12 protein-coding genes are annotated in these 19351 nt (G+C 42.6%); 6 read left to right on the top strand and 6 right to left on the bottom strand.

Translation table 11 applies throughout. The annotated features are described in order from the left end of the window. Positions 1–204: 204 nt before the first annotated feature. Complete coding sequence (locus tag LG330_RS18315) at positions 205–1266, bottom strand: saccharopine dehydrogenase family protein (RefSeq protein WP_404406453.1); 1062 nt, start codon at positions 1264–1266, stop codon at positions 205–207. Between the two features lie 166 nt (positions 1267–1432). On the opposite strand from LG330_RS18315, the gene LG330_RS18310 reads away from it, so the two are divergent. Further along, positions 1433–2296 (top strand): DegV family protein, encoded by an 864-nt coding sequence (locus LG330_RS18310; protein WP_404406451.1) that lies wholly within the window; start codon positions 1433–1435, stop codon positions 2294–2296. An 84-nt stretch (positions 2297–2380) separates the two neighbouring features. After that, positions 2381–3001 carry a hypothetical protein gene (locus LG330_RS18305; RefSeq protein ID WP_404406449.1) on the top strand — a complete coding sequence of 207 codons (621 nt, stop codon included), beginning with the start codon at positions 2381–2383 and terminating at the stop codon, positions 2999–3001. A 210-nt stretch (positions 3002–3211) separates the two neighbouring features. Here the strand turns inward: LG330_RS18305 and LG330_RS18300 are convergent, their stop codons facing one another. Next, the gene (locus LG330_RS18300; RefSeq protein WP_404406447.1) at positions 3212–4627 is read right to left on the bottom strand and encodes an RQC-minor-2 family DNA-binding protein; all 1416 of its coding nucleotides are present in this window, start codon (positions 4625–4627) and stop codon (positions 3212–3214) included. 139 nt (positions 4628–4766) lie between these two features. Between LG330_RS18300 and rlmH the strand changes: the two genes are divergently transcribed. Both rlmH and LG330_RS18290 read left to right on the top strand, forming a co-directional pair. After that, positions 4767–5246 (top strand): 23S rRNA (pseudouridine(1915)-N(3))-methyltransferase RlmH, encoded by a 480-nt coding sequence (rlmH, locus tag LG330_RS18295; protein WP_404406445.1) that lies wholly within the window; start codon positions 4767–4769, stop codon positions 5244–5246. A gap of 117 nt (positions 5247–5363) precedes the next feature. Further along, positions 5364–6530 (top strand): Abi family protein, encoded by a 1167-nt coding sequence (locus LG330_RS18290; protein WP_404406443.1) that lies wholly within the window; start codon positions 5364–5366, stop codon positions 6528–6530. A 274-nt stretch (positions 6531–6804) separates the two neighbouring features. On the opposite strand, the gene LG330_RS18285 is transcribed toward LG330_RS18290, so the two are convergent. Genes LG330_RS18285 through LG330_RS18270 form a run of 4 tightly spaced genes read right to left on the bottom strand, consistent with a single transcriptional unit; the run spans position 6805 to position 14440 of the window. Further along, complete coding sequence (locus LG330_RS18285) at positions 6805–11217, bottom strand: hypothetical protein (RefSeq protein WP_404406441.1); 4413 nt, start codon at positions 11215–11217, stop codon at positions 6805–6807. Further along, the gene (locus tag LG330_RS18280) at positions 11204–11941 is read right to left on the bottom strand and encodes a DUF6063 family protein (protein WP_404406439.1); all 738 of its coding nucleotides are present in this window, start codon (positions 11939–11941) and stop codon (positions 11204–11206) included. The genes LG330_RS18285 and LG330_RS18280 overlap by 14 nt, the downstream gene beginning before the upstream one ends. Then, on the bottom strand, positions 11922–13436 hold the full coding sequence (locus LG330_RS18275; protein ID WP_404406437.1) for a replicative DNA helicase: 1515 nt from the start codon (positions 13434–13436) through the stop codon (positions 11922–11924). The genes LG330_RS18280 and LG330_RS18275 overlap by 20 nt, the downstream gene beginning before the upstream one ends. Continuing rightward, the gene (locus LG330_RS18270) at positions 13424–14440 is read right to left on the bottom strand and encodes a Wadjet anti-phage system protein JetD domain-containing protein (protein ID WP_404406435.1); all 1017 of its coding nucleotides are present in this window, start codon (positions 14438–14440) and stop codon (positions 13424–13426) included. The genes LG330_RS18275 and LG330_RS18270 overlap by 13 nt, the downstream gene beginning before the upstream one ends. Positions 14441–15027: 587 nt before the next feature. On the opposite strand from LG330_RS18270, the gene LG330_RS18265 reads away from it, so the two are divergent. After that, a complete protein-coding gene (locus LG330_RS18265; protein ID WP_404406433.1) occupies positions 15028–17778 on the top strand; it encodes a type I restriction endonuclease subunit R in 2751 nt (916 codons plus the stop codon). A gap of 18 nt (positions 17779–17796) precedes the next feature. After that, positions 17797–19350 (top strand): type I restriction-modification system subunit M, encoded by a 1554-nt coding sequence (locus LG330_RS18260; protein WP_404406431.1) that lies wholly within the window; start codon positions 17797–17799, stop codon positions 19348–19350. Position 19351 lies beyond the last annotated feature (1 nt).

The following is a 19351-nucleotide window of genomic DNA, read 5'->3' as shown; positions in this document are numbered from 1 at the left end:
CGATGGAGGTGCAGTATAGGTGGTTCGGCGTTAAGCGTGTGCTGTTCGCGCTTCAGTCGGGTGTGTTCGACACTAAACATGGCTGGTTCGCGTTTTAACCCTTGATGTTCGACGCTCAACCGCCCATGTTCGCCACTTCGGGTACAAAGACTCACCCACCAACCCACACAAAAAGCCCGGGATCCCACACCCCGGGCCAAAATCCTACTCCACAACCTCAAACTTCCCCGACCCCTTAAGCGACTCCACCAAACCGGAACCAAACAGCCCGGCCGGCGTAAAGCTTCCTGAAGGCAGATCGCGTCCGAGCATCCGGCGCACGACTTCCAGTGACCCAAGTGCAGTCAGTGTGTAAGCGTTCGTCGTTTTGATCCGCACCGTGACTGTCCGGCCGTCTTCAGCTTTTGCTTCCCCGACAATATAGGACGGTGCGTTTTCGCGCGCACGTTCATCCGGTCCTTTGACGGAGCGGTCGACCCATTTCAGCAGCTGCTTCTGGACCGGCTTAGTACCGAGCACCGGTGCGAAAAGGGACATGACGCGTGCGCCGCGGATCTGCGTTTCAGAGAGCGGAATCCACGTCGTGATATTTGGAATTTTCGTCGTATAGTACGCAGTCGATACGTCGCCCCATGGGATCGCAGTGACCGGCTGCTGCCCTTTGCCGAAATCAAGCGTCCGTTTTTTAGTACCCATTGGAAACGGTACAATTTTCCCGTCCTTCCGCTCAGCACTGCCACTGGATAGTCCCTCAACCATTGTTTTCGTGGTACCTGGTGACATGCCTGCCAAAAATGAAAATCCGAGTGAGAGTGACACGGCACTGGGCATGAGTTCCTTCAGCTTATGGGCGGTGCAGTCAGTTGGAATCACGTCAAACCCGACGCCCGGGCACAGTACGATGCCTTTATCCGCCGCACGCTTAGACATCTCAGGTGCGTGGATCATTTCAAACACGCCGATTTCACCGGTGATATCAAGGTAGTGTGCACAAGCAGTGAGACAGCCCTCGACCATCTGACGGCTTGTCTTTGAAAAGGGGCCGGCACAGTGAAGGACAAGCTCCATGCCTTTAAGCTTTTCAGCAACTGTCGCAGGGTCATTAAGGGAAAACACGCTTGATTCCAGTCCGAGTTCACCGGCAAGCTTATTGATCGCTTCTTCGTTTCGTCCGGCAAGCACCGGGGTCATGCCGTCACGCACTGCCTGGCGTGCAATGAGCTCGCCAGTGTAGCCGTTTGCTCCGTAGATCATCCATGTTGACATTGATTTCATCCTTTCAGTGGTTGAATTGTTCATAAGTATAGCAGTGTGTAGTAAACATTTCCTTTTCAAAGCCGTCACAAAAATAGTTGAAATACGCAACTAAATTACTTTTACCTTGTGAAATGGCTTACAATAGGGTTACATCAAGAGTTTACTGGAGGTTTATATGATTAAAATAATGGCTGATTCAACGTGTGATCTGTCAAATGAGATACTCGAACAGTACGACATCAGCACTGCGCCACTGAAGATTAATATTGACGGCAAGTCCTATAAAGATAAAGTTGAAATCGACCCGGAGACATTTTTCAAAATGCTTGAGGATCTATCAGATTTTCCGACGACCGGTGCACCGAGTCCTGCTGAGTACCTGGCGATCATGGAAGAAGCGGTTGAATCGGGTCATACGCATATTCTGTGTATCTGTATGTCGAGCGGAACGAGCGGCTCCTATCAGTCTGCTGAACTCGCAAAAGACTATTTTTACGAGGAGCATCCGACCTCACCAATCCATATTCAGGTCATAGATTCTAAATGTATGAGTCACGGGAGCGGCTGGCTGCTTTTGAAAAGCGCGTTGCTGCGTGAAAGAGGTGCTTCATTTGAAGAAATCGTCGGCTTTAATGAGCAGTATAAAACAAACGTAAAGCACTTTTTGTCAGTTGATGACCTGAACCACCTGATTAAAAGCGGGCGGATCTCAAATGCGAGCGCAATGATCGGGAAGTTTCTGATGCTGAAGCCTGTTATGACAATGAAGGACGGCAAGGGAGCGGTTGTCGCAAAAGAACGCGGCCGTAAAAGAGTGCTGAAGCATTATGTTGAAGAATTCAAAAAGCGCAATGACCCTGAACAGACTGAATTTGTCATCATCGGCTATACGACAGATGCAACTGTGGCAGAGAACTTAAAGGTGAAAATGCAGGATGAGACTGATTTTGCCGGAGAGATCTTCGTCATGCAAATGGGTGTTGCAGTCGGTACCCATGTTGGACCGGGCGGCATCTCGATGTTTTTTATGGAAAAATAAGATTCAGAAAATGTATAAAATTGTGAAACCTCCGGGAGATTCTATTCGTAAAACGAAGTAGACGAACCCCCGGAGGTTATTTTTATGCTTAAAAAGATCCGAGATTCAGATGCAGATACGGTAATGCCATATATCTCAACCACAGCCATTTTATTAATCTTAACCGCATTTTTCTTACCTGGCATCTTCGTCATGTTCATTCAGGATATGCTCTTCTACTCACGCGACCACTGGTCATTCCTGCGCCCGTCAGAAGCGTACATGGGCTTTGGTGCCGCGATGATCTGGATTGCTGTCGTGCTGCTGTCATTCCTTTTTACCAAAATGTATGCCGAGCGAAAAGACAAGGCTTATAAGTTAGCAGGCCTCCATGTTTTCATGATGGCGTTCGCACCCCTTCTATTTGCGCTCTCCATTTACCACTACGCCTTTTTAGATGAAACCGGTGTAACCGGCAACTCATTCTGGACATTTTCAGAAGAGTACATCGCCTGGGATGACGTGGAGGAAGTGACGCGGCTGGTAGATGAAACTAATTCGGCGGTTCTATCCTATACATTCTCAGACGGTGAGAAGTCGATTACCGTTCCGTATAACTCCCGTGAATACGAGACAAGACGCGCGATTTTGAGCGCGGTTCAGATGTATGAGTGGGAAGTGACGGATGTGTTTGAGGATGCAGGGACGGTGCCGATTACGTTTTGATGTATGGTGACGGGTTGGGTGGGGTTCGACGTATGTCCCGGGCGTTTCGCGTTTTAAGCGTCCGGGTTCAGCGCTCAACCAGTGTTCTTCGCGCTTCAACCCCGCTGGTTCGACGTTCAACACACGAGGTTCGCTACTTAGGGTACAATTACCCATCCGGTCGAGCCCGCAAAAAAACGCCCAGGGAATATTCCCCGGACGTCATCTATCTCAAATTTTCCCCTTAAACAACTTCTTCACAGCCCGCACCACATACTTCTCCGGCCATTCCCCAAGCATGCCAAAAACGGCTGTCTCATGCAGCCCGAGCGTCCGCACCTTATTCGTCGGCTCACCCATCAAGGTCTGCGCCAGTAAATGCAGTGTCAGTGTCAGCTCGGTTTCATCCAAAAAAGCCTCCACACGCTCCACTTCAGCGCGCGTTACCTGAAAGCCTTCCACCTCAACCATCACATCATCCGGCTTCGGCTGGTTCGCCTCAAGCAGCACGGTCCATTCATTAAGAAGCTCATCAAGCGCTGCCTCAGACACCTCAAGCGTCTTCCAATGCTGCACCGCCTTCAGCACTTTCGTATCAGGCAGCACAACCTGAGACAGACTCATCAGTGTCGGCTCCACGCGCTCCTGAGGCAACCTGACCGCCTTCAGCTGCTCATAGCACCCAACCACTTCAGCCACCTCCACATCAAGCTCACTTTTCAGCTCAATCAGCCGTTCAAGCTTCCCGCTAAAAGCATTCAGTCGAAGCTTCACATCCTGCACATCACGCAGCGCCTCCACGACATTCATACTCTGCGCCGCAATCTCATTCAGCTGGCGTTCAATCGTTGCGATCCGCTTCACTGTGCGCTCCATAATCGGCTCTTCACGCAGCTCAATGCGCTCCGCGTCCACGTGATACTTCACCGCATACTCACACACCGGACACGTGCACACAAGCGCCTCACCATCCACGGCAAGCTCTTTCTCATGCGTACACATCTCCCAGCGCCATTCAGCAGGTATATCACGGTAAGGCCGCATCACAATCTCCACACGGTGCCGCCAGTACGCGATGTCCTCCGGATATTTCAACACAGCTAAAAGAGAAGACCTGTTCATCTTCTCAACAGCCTCCACCACATGATTCTTTTCTTTTGCGAGCTCTATAAAAGGATGGCGGCTGTACGCATCATAGATCTGATCCAGCCAGTACTCACGCTTCATCCGGTGCAGCTTCGCACAAAACGCATAATCCTTCAGCACATACGACACATGATGATGCAGCCCCTCAGCTGACAGCCGGCTGTAGATCTTCCCGTAAAAATAACTCTCATCAATCGGCAAGCCTCTTTGTGCCGAATGCTCCTGCCATAAAAACATCTCAGGACGCATCAGCTGCGGATACAGCTCCTCCTCACGCGTCACCGGAACCGGCATCCGCCAGCAGTCCGCATGCAAAAATTCCTTTATATCCTTCAGCTCTCTATAGGAAAACTGAGGCAGCGCACGATGAACCGCCTGCTGAAGACGGGACAGCACCGCACGCTCCCCCTTATGCCCAATCGAGCGGATATTCGCATACCTGCGCCCAACCGGCATAAACAATAATTTATCATAAGGTTCAATCTTAACCCCTGGCATCATAATAAAACACTCCTTACTTCTAACCCCTCAACTCATTATAAAGCCCATCAGGCCCTTACTCTAATTTGGATAGTCTCGGAAGTTCCAGCGCAGCCCATTCATGTTAAACTAATACCATCACAACACCCGGAGGACCATTATGAAAATACAAATCATCACAGTCGGCAAACTCAAAGAAAAATACCTCAAACAGGGCATCGCAGAATACGTAAAACGCCTCGGCGCCTACTGCAACATTGAAGAAATCGAAGTCCCTGACGAAAAAGCACCCGAAAACCTGAGCGAAGCCGACATGCAAATCGTCAAACAAAAAGAAGGCGAGCGCATTCTCTCTAAAATCGCACCCGACACCCACGTCATCACACTCGAAATTAACGGCAAACAGCTCACATCAGAACAGCTGGCAAAAGAAATAGACAAGCTTGCGACCTATGGGAAAAGTAAAATTGCATTCGTTATTGGGGGATCACTTGGACTCAGTGATGAAGTATTGAAGAGAAGTGATTTTGGATTGTCATTTTCGAAGATGACTTTTCCGCATCAGTTGATGAAGCTGGTTTTGGTGGAGCAGGTTTATCGGGCTTACAGGATCAACAGGAATGAACCTTATCATAAATGAATGTGAATTAAGCTGTTTGTATAGCTATTCTATTATGCATTGGAGTTGAGATAAAAGTACTGATTACGTGATATAATAGTTTTGCTTTTATTCACACAATTTGGGAGGTGAACACTCTTGAAGAGGGCTTTTAGAGAAGATCCATTTAACAACAAACGATCACTTATATCATTTACTTCAGAAGTTAAGGACGAAATTGCAGCAACAATTATTAAAGAAGAGATTGATGAGAAGTCAAATTATAAATCTAACCTTGCTGACAAAGCAGTTAATAAAGAAAAACTAACAATAACTGACCAAATAAATTATTTAAAGCTTAAAGGTATCACGTTCGATCGATTGAATGAAAGTATAGCCGAGGATATTTTATCAAATCGAACTTATTATTATAAAGTAACAGCGTTTAGAAAAAACTTTAAAAAAGACAATGGTAAATACAAGAACGTTGATTTTGGTTTATTAAACGACTTAGCAACAATCGATATGCATTTCCGCTATTTGTTTTTAAAACTATTTTTAGATATTGAGCATAATATTAAAACTTTATTGATCAATTTAATCACAGAAAGTGATGAAGATGGGTACAAAATTGTTGAGGAATATAAGGCATTTGAAGTTGAAAGCTATCGTAAAAGACTAATTAATTCCAAAAGTAAAGATTCTCTAGAAACTATTGATATGAAAGTTAGAAAATATGAAACAATAGATAAAAAGTTAATGGACTCGTATAAATCGCCAAGGGATTATAGTTATGATTTAATTAGTAAAAGAAAAAGTAAGCCATCAATTTGGGTGTTAATCGAATTAATGTCTTATGGACAGCTCTCTTTCTTTATAAACTTTTATGTTCAACGAAAAAAATATAAATATAAAGAATTAAATTTAGCTAGAAGTTTATTGCTAGATTCAAAAAACATTCGAGATTCGGCAGCACATAGTAGACCAATCATTTTTAATATAGTAGGTCCTAATGAGTTTCTATTACCAAGTGATAAACGACCAAAACTACAAGTAAGAAATTATTTAACCCAAGAATGCAATTTACCTGACAAATTAGTGAGTGGTAAAATAAGGAATCTTAAAATTCACGATGTTAGTGCTTTACTTTATTTGCATGATCATTATGTAAATGGAAAGATTACTAGACGAGAAAGAAAAAAAGAACTAGTTAGTCTAATGGAAAGATGCAGATTGAAGAAACAGTATTATGAGAATCATTCTGATTTCAGTGAAGTGTACTACCTAATCTTAAAAATAATTAAAAACTATAGTGTGAAAAACTAAGTATTTATGATTGATTTCACTTTTTGCAAATGGTATTATTAAAAAACATGAAAGACCCTTCCGAAAGGTCGTCTGGAAAATAGGGTAACAGCTATTTCTAGATTTAAGGAATTTAAATCCTTGAAACAATTATTACTCGTGTAATTGTTTCAGGGATTTTTTTATGTCTAATTTTAAAATAGAGACATAATTGAGACATTTTGAGTAAATAAACTCCACACAATTCATTCAAACTAAACCGTGTGGAATAACATCTAATTCAATACCTAACCACCTAAAACAATTCCATCTGCTCAACTTCACCCAAACGCTCTATTGAACGAGGTTCATGATCCTGAAAATAGGCTGTATGCAAATGACGCTCTTTGGTCATCACTTTCGTCTGGGCATCTTTAGCTGTACGCAGGCGGCAACTATAGACGACAGGGAAGTGATCGTGCAGGAATTTCCCTTCAGCGTGTGCGGTCAGCGCGAGGATCTGGAACCCAAGCTGCTCAGCTATGAAAAAGACTGGGTTCAATACGTGATCACTAGATGCTTTGCCGAACGGATTATCCATGATAACGGCACGATTGCGGCCTTTTTCCTGCTCTACGTGATGTGTTTTCTCGGAAATGTATTTTAGTAAGCCGAGAAACAGTGTCATATTTTTACTCCATTTTTCCCCGCCGGACCAATTATTCGTCTGTTCCCACGAATGGCGTTTCGTTGTGACGCGGTTATCGTTTGTCACTTTGCGGCATGATACTTTCATGACGTCCTGTTTCATCACAATCCGGAGCAATTGCTTTGAATCCAGCCATTTTTCAATTTCTTTCCGTACTTTACCCTGATCTTCCTCGCCGCTGGTTCCGAAGAAAACATCCTTCTCAAGCTCTCCAAGGATCCAGTCGATGTGATTGCGAATCTGTTCTTTGCCCTCCGTCTCATCCCATTCAGGAATGGTGAAATGGTAGATTTCTTTCCAGCTATCATCAACCTTCACTTTCGTTTTCTTCGGGATTACCTTCAGCTGATCAGTTAAATTACTCAAGTGCTGGTGGATATGACTGACGAACTGTTCGAGTTCTTTATCCGCATCACGAATGGTTTCTTCGTTGTAGCGGATCGCACGGAGAATGCGTTCATTCATATGGTGTTTAAATTGAATCACATCTTCATACTTTGTCTTGCTGTCTACGCCGCGAATCGCCATCTGACGCATTTGTACGTCTGTGACTTGATCCTGGCAGAATAATTTGAAGCGGCTTTTCGCTTGAGCTACTTTGACTTTTTCTGATTCCAGCGCATCAAATGTATCATTCAGCGCAGCTATAGCATTTTTAACAAAAGTATTGCGGTTATAGGTATAATCCCGCTGCTCGTCCTCGCTCAAGTTTTTCGCTTCTACAGACTGGTTAAGAAATAAGTGTTTGACTTCGTATTTCTGCAGCTTTTGATCAGCCTCAATGATCCGTTCAAGCTGTTTCTCAACTTCTGTTAATTGCTGATCAATATATCGCTTTCGCTCTTCCAGCTGCTTCTTTTGTTCTGTTAGCTGATTCGGCACCTCAGAAAGGGGAACAGAGAATGATACCAATCCAGCGCCATGGAATCTTTCTTGAAAAGTGGTTTCTGCGTCCTGGACACGCCCGCTCAACTTATGCATGTCTTCATTTGCCTGATCAAGATCGGTCTTCAGATCCTTCAGACGCTCTTTCATCTCACCAAATCGAGAACTGAGTCTCTCCATACGCACTTTTCCATCAAGCGGAAATACAAGTGTTTCATCAAGATTTGTATGCTCCCGCTGCAGATCCTCAATCGCTTCCTGCTCACGCTTTACGGTTTTCTTCTCGAAAGAAAGATTAGCTTCCACTTCACTCCGCTGCTTCGAAATACCTTTCAGTTTAATTAAAAGGTCTTCAAACTGATCCGCAAGAATGTCTCGGGAAGCAGAAGTGTAAGCAGGGACTGTATCTTTCACTTTTTGAAAAAGAGTATCGTTTTCAAGCTGCTGTCTTAAGAAGGTTTTGTCGCTGACTTCTTCTTTTAAATGATCAAGCTCTTCTTCAAACTTCGAACGCTGCAGCTTTATTCGCTTCTGTTCAGTTTCCAGAACAGATATTTGCTCTGAGACCGTTTGCTGCTTAGTCATCAGGCGATCCATTTCTTTCTTATGCTTGTCATACTCCAGCGCCTTTGAAAGTTTATTGCGCAGACCGTTCAGTTTATCGGAGGAGTCATCTATTTCCTGCTGGTGACGCATCATCGTTTCCTTATGATTTCCCATTGTCTGTTCTATCGTCCGCAGTTCATCAGCAAGCGACTGTTTTCGGTTGATGAGCCGCTGTTTATTTTCGATCAACTCCTGCTTACTTTCATAAGGAAACTGTTCAGTAAAGTCTTGGACGAGACTGATCAGCTGACGCACCACTTGTATTTCATCTTCGACCAGTTTGCGTGTCTGTGTCGCCTCATCAGCTGCCTGCTGACTGTTCTCCTGCCATGCACGGAACGTATCCATGTCCATATTAGCCGGCCAGTGGCCAGGGACAATGCCTTCCTGTACAGTCATTTCTTCTTTTAAAATCTGTGTGATCTCATCTGTTGAAAAAATGAAAAGCGGCTGTGATAAGTGTGCCGCATGTTCCTGTACTTTGCGCGTGAGCAACCCTTTTTCTTGTGTGGTCGTCACAAGGGAAATCGCCCAGTACGGAAACTGTTTGACATCCACGTCTGTCATGCTCTCTATATACTGCATACCTGTATTCAGAAAGTTGAATTGGTTTTGCCAATCAGCCACCTTTTTCTCAATGAAGGGTTCAGCAAAAAAGCGTTCCTGCTCGCCGTAATCATCTACAAACCGCAGTGTCAGACGTTCTTTGTGCAGTCTACGATCATGCTCTTTCTGCTGCCTGATGAGCGCTTCACGCAGCTCTGACTGAATCGAGTCTTCTTTCAAATATAATTCTTCAAGGTTGGACCATTTCGGCTTGTAACTGCCAAGCTGTTTAATGACCTGCTGTTGCTTATTCTCATAAAGGTTCAGGTTCGTTTCTGTTTCAGACAATTCTTTTTCCGCAAGTGTCAGTGCAGACTGGCTGTGGTCATAGCGTTGATCCAGTTCGGTGAGCAGGGCATCCAGCCGTTTGTTCTCACCCTTCAGTTTGACGATTTGCTGGTCAAGTACCTGCTCCTGGTGTTTCCATTCTTCCGCTTTCTCTTCAACGGTCTCCTGATCGGGTTTGCTGAGAATTGACTGTCGTATACTTTCCATTGACTGGTCAAGCATTTGAATCTGACCTTTATACTGACTAAACTCGTCTTGAACCTTCTCTTTCTCAACCATGTTTGCGTCAAACAGTCCAGCTATCCGGTTAATTTCATTGATAATAGGCTGCTGCTCAATTTTCAGTGAGTCAATCGTCCGTGCTGTTTCCTCAATTTTTTCTGCAAAATAACCATGGAGTGCCGCTCGTGTTTCATCAAGTCTGTCACGCAGTTCATCAGCGCCTGTCTCTTCATCAAGGCGCTCGAGCTCTTTCTCGAGATGTATTTTCTTTTCTTCTGCAGTCTGAATCTTCTGCTTGTGTTCCGCCAATTTTATCGAGTAATAAGTATGCTGCTGATCACGGAATTCATTTTCCGAGCGCTCATGCTCTTCATTTAAAGCGCTCGATTTCCTGACTGCTGCGGCATGTTTATCACGTTTGTCCAGTACTTTATAAGAGGCTTCTGCTTTGTTCCACGCCTCTTTTTCATTTTGCCATTTTTCAAGATGATCCTCATACAGGGCTTTCTCCACTTCAGACTCTGTGCGTTCTGTTTCAATGAAACGGAATAAGCCCTTCGCATGCCGTTTTGCCGTATCATAACTTTGTTCTTTACCATACAGCTTCTCGAATTGGCCGACATACGCCGCAAGCTCCGACTCAATCCGCTTATTCTCTTCAATTTGCGCCTTCAGTGACTTATAGCGTTTGAACTGTTCACGCCTTTTCTCAAACGTATCAGCAAACGTCTTTTTATCATGCCCGGCAATCGATGCTTCAACGGTTGGAATCAAGAGGCGGTCAAACAGTTGCCCGGTCGTTTTACACTCTTCGAAAAACGCTTCTACACCGCCTTCAGTGCTGTTGATTTTAATAATACTGTCCCATTCATTTGCAATGATATGATAGGCTTCCTCGAGGTGCTCACGGTAAGCCTTAATCGTCTGGAAAGTCTCCGCACGATAGCCGGCACGCTGCGTCCGTTCCTGATAGTAATCCTTAATTTCATCCCGTGAAGCTGCCCGTTTTGAGCCGTCGATGTTCTCCCGTACGAACGGCAGCTGGTCAATCGCATGTGCATCATTCGCTTCATATTCATAGACGTAGTGATAGGAATCGAGACTCTGGTTATGTAAAAATAGCGATACGGCTGTCACGAGGTAGCGTCTCGGCTGGTCGGATAGGATCCATTCAACTGCAATATGAGCAGGAGCCCCATCAAGGTTAAGCGTCTGTTTGATTTTACGCTCAGCCAGGTCAGCGCGTGGAAATACAGCCTGAAGTGCGGCCTGAATGAATACCGTTTTCCCACCGCCATTTTCAAGCAAAATTGCACTGTTATGTCCGTCAAACGAAAACATCTCATCATTGTAGCGCTTGTTACCTTCTTCATATACAACATTCGTGAACCGGATACGGCTAATCGATGGCATGTGATGTCTCCTCCCACTGGTACAAAAATTCAAGTATGCCTTTGTTGTACTCAACTTCCATGAAGTAACGCTGCACAATAGCTTTGGCTTTTTCAGTCAGCATGACTTCATCGTTTCCGATGTCTTCAATCAGCTCCTGATCGATCATAAAATTCCGGACGGTATGAATAAAGCTCAGCCGGCTGATCGTGTTGCCGCTCTGTTTTTTAGCCGATTCCTTTATATCATTCATCGCTTCCCATTTTTCGATAATCAGTGACCAGTTGTAAGAGAATTCTTTTTCATAGGAACGGATCGTTTCTTCATCGTGCTCACGCAGAACTTCAATACGCTCCTGCACTGCTCGTACCCATTCGTCCAGTTTAAGAAAATTTCGGGTTGGTTCCTGTGTCTGATAGCTGTCGTAAAAAGAGCCAAACAAAACAATCATTGCGAAATAAAGCAGATAAATATCACCATTTGTTGCGCCGGATCTCAAATAAGTCCGCTTGATATAATCATTGTTCACATGAAAAGGAGAGAGCCTTGTTTCTGGAATCATCAATATCTCATCTCCTGCTAAGATGAGTACACAATCGACATGCGCAACAAAGAGGTCTGCCAGGCTGCGTACTTCATCATCCGCTTTGTACAGATTTACTGCATCAATCCCGGCTTTCCCATCACGTGCGAGCTTCGTATATAAATCAAACGCATCAAGTACCTTACCCTCCTGATAATGCATCTTCTTCCTCCTTTACTGTCTCAACGTCCATATTTTGAATGGAAAAGCGGTCATTCACTAAAATCACATCATTCGTTTCCTTAATGACAAGTTCCCGTCCCTGTAAATGGGCAAGTGCCGCATCAAGCACGTGGCTGCTGTCTTCATTTTGCACATCATTTTCTTTCAGCGGTGAACGCTGATGGAGAAGCAGCCAGAAATCGTAGAAGTAACGTGTATCGAATAATTCTCCGTGTCCATTTTCATCAAGTGCATCCATGATCGTCCGGAGGTCATGAGCACCCTGTTCCATCGCTTCAAGCGTTCGTTCCATGAAAGTGCCATACATGGTTTTCAACTGCTGATGATACTTTGATTCCTCTTCTTCAGAAGGTACATCATTAAAGCGGTCATCGTTTGGTGCGTCGCGCTCTTCCAAGATATTCTGTTCAGCAAAAAGAGTGAGCGGCGACCAGCGTTTTTCCTCCTGTACGGTGAGAAACGGATGCAGGACACCTTTCAATGCCTCAAGCGGAAGCGGTCCTGCAATAATAGTTGCCGTAATGTCCTGATCAAAATTAAAGGCTTCGATACCGGTATAATAAAGCGATTCCTGCGCTGCTTTTAATGTATGGTTTTTCAGATCAATGCTTTGTGTAAGGAGGTCTGAGTGCTGGTAATGCACTTCTTCCAAATGCTTTTGAATCTTCAGGACCGTATCGTACGCTTTCTGTTCCCGCTTATAGAAGTCCTTCTCCGCAAGTCGCTCTTGCGTTTCCCGGACGAACTCGCGCAGCTCTGAAAACTCTTCGTTCTCCCGCTCAAGCCTCAAGTGTGAATCCTCAATTAGCTGTTTATACCGGTCAAATGTATCCTCAGAGACAATATTGCGCTGAATTTCGTGACGCAGTTTGACCATCCGCTCATGAAGTGATTCGACATTAAGGCGCATTTCATTAATTTGTTTAAGTGCACCTTGAAACTCGCCTTTTTCAAGCTGTTTCCGTAACATTAGTTGGTTGATTGAAAGCTGAAACTCACTGTAGAACTCTTTCGTTGCAAAAACGAGCTCGAGCCCATCTTCATCAAGCGTGTAATACTGCCGGTTCGTCTTTAAATCAAAGTTATTATCTTTTAAGATCGAGTATTCGATCTCTTCCTCCTGTTTCGTCTCCCAGTTGAAAAATGGGTAGGCACGCTTCTTTCCTGTAGCAGGCCGGAAAGTCTGAATAATTGTTTGGGCCAGCTTCTCCAACTGATCTGGCGGCAGCTCATATTCAAGTCTGCTGATGCTGCCTAAGTATTCCGCGAGTTCCTTTGATCCATTTTTCAAATCTCTAATGATCTTCTTTTCAAAGAAAAACAGAAGCGTCAGCAGCCCGAAGCCTTTCATATCAATGGGCTTCTGACGGGCGTCTTTGTCCTGTCTCCGGTCTAACTCATAGAGGGGATCAAATAACGCAAGACGCCGCATCCGTTCCCGGTAGCCCGAAGTAACACTTTCTAATCCGTCCATACCGCATCCCTCCAAATGTGCTGCAATTCATGTTTCATCAGTACTTCCTGAGCATAGTAGCCTCCGTGATCAAGTACATCATCAATCTGTTTACGTTCAGGTGCAGTAAAGTGTGCCAGGAACGCTTCGACCGCTTCAGAGTTACGCCGGTGATTCGTCTTTCCCTTCATCACGGGTTTTTCAAGGCATGCCAGATAAAAAGGTTTAGCGATATGTACGGTTTGTTTTTTGCTGAGCTGATACCAGATGAAGAGCCCTTCCAGGTCGAGATCACCAAAATAATAGAAAATGTGCTCGCCCTCCACCGGAAACTGACGGTCAAATTGTTCAATGCTTTTAATGATTTTCTTCCCGCACCCATAGATCAGTGTTGTAAATAGGGTCTCCGGTAAAGCATCAAGCAGCCCCTGATACGTCGTTTTATTCTCAACGATCAAATGAAAGTGCCGGTGCTGCTGAATCTTTCGCGGATTAATCGCAAACATGAGCGGATCCGAGACAGGCATCACCTTCATCGCTTCCCACAACCCAATTCGCTCCAGCAGCGCTTTTCCGTTTCGTTCAGTGATCCACTTTTCATCACCCACAAGCGATACACTCCGCTCGGGCGCAGGCACTTCCTCTTCCGGAAATCCATATTGCTTTAGATATGCATCTATTTTTTCTATATAGGAGACATCTCCTTCCCAGTCGGCTGAATCCATTGAAAAATAAGCATCAAGTTGGATCGATGAGTGGAAGAGAAGACGATGTTGCTTCAAGGTCTGGTGGAACTGCTGCTGGAGCGGGCGTTTGTCGATACGGTAACGGTAGGCAAGAGAAGGTCTGCGAGTGTTTCTTCCTTTTGACTTAATCATGGAAAGAACGCCCTGTTCCTCAAGTTCAAGGATCTGTCCAGCAAATGCTTCGTATGTAAGAGCATTGGCGCACATTAGGCTTTCGAGTTCGTCGAGAGTGATTGTTGAGTTTTTGTATTGGCATAATGGTTGGGTTAGGTCGCTCATTTTGGGAATCTCCTGACGGTTTTGGTGTGTGGGAGAGCTTAAGTTTGGTTTAGTGTAATATGCAAAAGATTTAAGCTGTTTTGCTTTTGAAAGTAGCCTATCCGAAAATATGTAAATTTAATTCTACTATATAGTAAAATAGTCTGTAATTCAATTAGGTTGAAATTAGATGAGTAAATCAAATTTTAATAAAGAACTCCTAGGTGTATTAGCAGAAAAATAACAAGAGGCAGCTGAGTCAGTAATGTAAATAAAGAACGAATAGAGGACAATGTATTTAGAGGTTAACTTTGTAGTAATAAGGGGAGAACTTCATAAAATGAAAATAACTTTTGAAATACAGTTTACTTATAATAAGAAAAGGTTCTGATCATCGCCATAAGTAAATTTAGATTAAAGATGGCAAGAACCCTTTTATATAAACTATAATTGCCTTCCAATATTCATCCTTTAATGTGATAAAATAAGACTAGTAGAATAATTTACATCATCTAATAACATTAATTATTAAGCTATTTCTTTCGAGCGATATAATACTAGTTTTTATAATTATCTATTTATGCCCCAGCCAGTGAGGAGGAAGCAACATGGCTTATCAATCTGAACAACAATTGGAGAATGAAATGATTCGTCAGCTCACTCAACTTGGCTATGAAAAAGTTTCAATCCCAACGATCGAACACCTACAACAAAATTTCCGCAACCAAATAAATCGACTTAATAAAGAGAATCTTGATGGAGTTCCATTAACGGATAAAGAATTTGTACGCTTGCTCTTAAAAATAGAAGGGAAAAGCGTTTTTGAATCGGCTAAAATTCTTCGTGATAAAGAAACGATTACAAGTGATGACGATAGCACTCTTTATTTAGTTTTATTTGATACACAAAACTATAAAAATAATCATCTTCAAGTAACACATCAAACAACTGTAGTAGGAAGATACACAAATCGCTATGATGTTACATTGCTTTTTAATGGGTTACCGGTTGTGCAAATTGAGTTAAAACGACGTGGACTTCACTTTGCAGAAAGCTTTAACCAAATCATGCGTTATCGCAAAGACTCATATGGGGGTTTATTTAATTACCTGCAGCTGTTTGTGGTTTCCAATGGCGTAGATACAAAATACTTCGCGAATTCTGATCGTGAGCCGATGAAGAGTCATATGTTCTTTTGGTCAGATGATTTGAATAAACGAATCTCACAGTTAGAAGAGTTTACAAATACATTTTTCGAACCTACTATGATTCAAAATCTTATCAGTAAATACATGATCGTAAACGAAACGGACAAGCATCTAATGGTCATGCGTCCTTATCAAATTTATGCTGTAGAGCGGATCATCAAACAAACGCTTGAGAATGAAGAGAATGGCTATGTGTGGCATACTACGGGTAGTGGTAAGACTCTCACGTCATTTAAAGCAAGTGAACTTTTATCTCAAGAAGAACACATTAGAAAAGTAATTTTCTTAGTCGATCGTAAAGACTTAGACGCGCAAACCATGCAAGAGTTCAATAAGTTTGAAAAGGATTCTGTAGATGCTACCGATAAAACGGACTCCTTAGTCAAACAACTGCAAGATCCACTTCGAAAACGGATCATCACCACGATTCAAAAGATGGCGAATGCAGTAAAGAATCCAAAATATGAATCGATTATGAAGATGTATGAAAATGATAAAGTGGTATTTGTTATTGATGAGTGTCACCGATCTCAATTTGGGGAAATGAACCGTTTAATTAAAAAGCATTTTAAACAAGCGCAGTATATTGGATTTACCGGCACACCACGTTTCGTCGAGAATAAAAGCCAGGATGGGCGCACAACATCTGACTTATTTAAGGACTGTTTACATACATACCTGATTAAAGATGCGATTAATGATGGGAATGTATTAGGTTTTTCAGTTGAATATATACAGACGATTAAAGGCAAAGAGGGGATAGATGACGCCACGAAAGTTCCTGGTATTGATAAACAGGAACTATGGATGGCTGACTTTCGAATCGACATGATTGCCAGACACATTACTGAAATTCATGGAAATAAAACAAGTAATAAAAAATACACGGCTATTTTTACAGTTGAAAGTATTCCAGCAGCCATTAAGTATTATGATGCATTCAAGAAACTAAACACCTCTCTTAAGGTTGCCTCCATTTTCACATATGGAACGAATGAAGAGAGTGTTGAAAATCAAGAACACTCGAGGCATTCTTTAGAGCGTATCATTAAAGACTATAATGCGGAATTTGGCACGAACTTTTCTACTGATACATTTTCAAGCTACTTCGCTGATGTCTCTAAGAAAGTAAAAAATGCACAAATTGATTTGTTGATTGTCGTGGACATGTTCTTAACGGGCTTTGATGCTAAAAAGCTTAACACGCTCTATGTCGATCGTTACTTGCAACACCATGGCTTAATTCAAGCTTTTTCCCGTACGAATCGAGTAGAAGGTGCTAAAAAGGTGTATGGCAATATTGTCTGTTACCGCAATTTTAAAGAAGCTACTGATGAAGCCATTCGATTGTTTTCACAAACGGGTGATACAGGTGTTGTATTAATGAAAGAGTACAATCAGTATTTAGCTGATTTTAAGGATCAATTAGAAAGACTGGTGCAAATTGCTGACTCGCCCCAAGCGGTTGACGATCTTGAAGGCAAAACAAAACAAAAAGAATTCGTTGTAGCTTTCCGTGATCTCACAAAAGTTTTGACAAAACTAAAGACATTCGTAGAATTTGAATTTAAACAAGAGGATTTAGGAATTGACGAACAAACCTATCAAGATTACCGAAGTAAGTATCTTCATCTGTACGAAATCAATAAGAAACCTGAGATTGAGAAAGTTTCAGTTATTGATGATGTTGATTTTGAGATTGAGCTCATGCAAACGGATCGCATTGATGTGGATTACATTCTTGAACTATTACGTCATATCAACTTTGCAAACAAAACTGAACGCGATGTAGCTGTTAGATTAGCAATTAAGGAAGTAAATGCATCAGCTAGTACCGAAATGCGCTTAAAACGAGATCTATTGCTTGAATTCCTAAAAAGCGTAGCTCCTACACTCACGAATGATGATTCAGTTGACCAAAAGTTCCATGATTTCGAAAATTTAGCACGCAAGAAAGAAGTTCGACAGATGTCTGAGCAAGTACAAGTAGCAGAAGAGAAATTAGAATACTTTATACGGGAATTTGAATTCAAAGGAGTCTCACCTGATCAAGAGATTAATGATGCCATCAAAGCACCATTTAAAGAAAAGCGAAAACGAGTGCAAGCCGTGAAAGATTTTATTTATAATAACGTAAATAAGTACGCGTAAATTGAGGAGATACTATACATGACAACTTCAGAAAAACAACGTCTGCAACAGGCAGAACTGCATAAGAAACTTTGGATAATGGCAAATGATCTGCGTGGTCAAATGGAAGCCTATGATTTTAAGAACTATATCCTAGGGTTAATCTTCTATCGCTACCTATCTGAAAAAACAGAAGCACGTATTGGTAAGTTACTAGAAGAAGACGATATTACCTACTTTGATGCATGGAAAGATGAAGAATATAAAGAGGGATTGATTGAAACCTTACTTGAAGAAATCGGCTTCGTGATCGAACCTGAATATTTATATTCATCAATGATCGTAGAAATTCTTAAGGGTGAAAAAGGGACCTTTGATATTGAACTGCTTCATAAAGCCGTGAAAGCCATTGAACAGTCTACCTTAGGGACGAATAGCCAGCAAGACTTTGAAAATCTATTTGACGATATGGATTTAACGTCTACTAAATTGGGACGCGATGTAAAGTCTCGTTCAAAACTGATTGCTAAGATCATGGTGAGCATTAATGACATTCCATTCTTACATGATGACGTTGATATCGATGTGCTAGGTGATGCATACGAGTATCTCATCTCTCAATTCGCGGCCAACGCAGGGAAAAAAGCAGGTGAGTTCTATACCCCGCAACAAGTCTCGAAAATCTTGGCAAAAATCGTTACGCATAATAAAACCGACTTAAAAAACGTGTATGACCCTACCTGTGGATCAGGCTCATTGATGTTACGAGTGGCCAAAGAGTCAAATGTACGATTATTTTACGGACAAGAGCTTACAACTACTACGTTTAACTTGGCTCGAATGAATATGTTGCTACATGACTTACGTTACACAGATTTTGATATTAAGAACGATAATACTTTGGAGAATCCACGTCATATCGATATGCGTTTTGAAGCTGTCGTGGCGAATCCTCCATACAGTGCTAACTGGAGTGCAGATTCAAAATACTTAGACGATGATCGCTTCAGTGCATACGGTAGACTCGCACCAAAATCAAAAGCTGATTTTGCGTTTGTTCAACATATGATTCATCAACTAGACGACAATGGAACGATGGCTGTTGTACTTCCACATGGTGTGTTATTCCGTGGAGCAGCAGAAGGTATTATTCGTAAATATTTAATTAAAGAGAAAAACTATTTGGACGCAGTTATCGGATTACCGGCTAATGTATTTTTTGGGACATCGATTCCTACTTGTATTTTGGTGTTTAAAAAGACACGTGCTGCTGAAGACGATGTAATTTTTATTGATGCATCAAATGAATTCGAAAAAGGTAAGAATCAAAATAACTTGACGGATAGCAATGTCGAGGAAATTGTGGAGATTTATAAAACACGAGAAACTATTGAGAAATATTCATATGCAGCAAAATTGGCAGAAATTAAAGAAAATGACTATAACTTAAACATTCCGCGCTATGTTGATACATTTGAAGAAGAAGAAGCGATTGATCTGGAAGTTGTTTCAAAACGTCTGAAGGAAATCGATGATGAGATTGCAGAAATTGATGTGGAACTGATTCAGTATTTTAAAGAGTTGGGGGTGTGAA

Source organism: Jeotgalibacillus malaysiensis (assembly GCF_044789845.1).
Classification (GTDB): Bacteria; Bacillota; Bacilli; order Bacillales; family Jeotgalibacillaceae; genus Jeotgalibacillus; species Jeotgalibacillus malaysiensis_A.
This window is presented reverse-complemented; position numbering and strand designations above follow the sequence as displayed.

Excerpts from the sequence above, each read along its gene's own strand:
- LG330_RS18315 (WP_404406453.1), bottom strand. The coding sequence starts at position 1,266 with ATGTCAACATGGATGATCTACGGAGCAAACGGCTACACTGGCGAGCTC.
- LG330_RS18310 (WP_404406451.1), top strand. The coding sequence starts at position 1,433 with ATGATTAAAATAATGGCTGATTCAACGTGTGATCTGTCAAATGAGATA.
- LG330_RS18305 (WP_404406449.1), top strand. The coding sequence starts at position 2,381 with ATGCTTAAAAAGATCCGAGATTCAGATGCAGATACGGTAATGCCATAT.
- LG330_RS18300 (WP_404406447.1), bottom strand. The coding sequence starts at position 4,627 with ATGATGCCAGGGGTTAAGATTGAACCTTATGATAAATTATTGTTTATG.
- rlmH (WP_404406445.1), top strand. The coding sequence starts at position 4,767 with ATGAAAATACAAATCATCACAGTCGGCAAACTCAAAGAAAAATACCTC.
- LG330_RS18285 (WP_404406441.1), bottom strand. The coding sequence starts at position 11,217 with ATGCCATCGATTAGCCGTATCCGGTTCACGAATGTTGTATATGAAGAA.
- LG330_RS18280 (WP_404406439.1), bottom strand. The coding sequence starts at position 11,941 with ATGCATTATCAGGAGGGTAAGGTACTTGATGCGTTTGATTTATATACG.
- LG330_RS18275 (WP_404406437.1), bottom strand. The coding sequence starts at position 13,436 with ATGGACGGATTAGAAAGTGTTACTTCGGGCTACCGGGAACGGATGCGG.
- LG330_RS18270 (WP_404406435.1), bottom strand. The coding sequence starts at position 14,440 with ATGAGCGACCTAACCCAACCATTATGCCAATACAAAAACTCAACAATC.
- LG330_RS18265 (WP_404406433.1), top strand. The coding sequence starts at position 15,028 with ATGGCTTATCAATCTGAACAACAATTGGAGAATGAAATGATTCGTCAG.
- LG330_RS18260 (WP_404406431.1), top strand. The coding sequence starts at position 17,797 with ATGACAACTTCAGAAAAACAACGTCTGCAACAGGCAGAACTGCATAAG.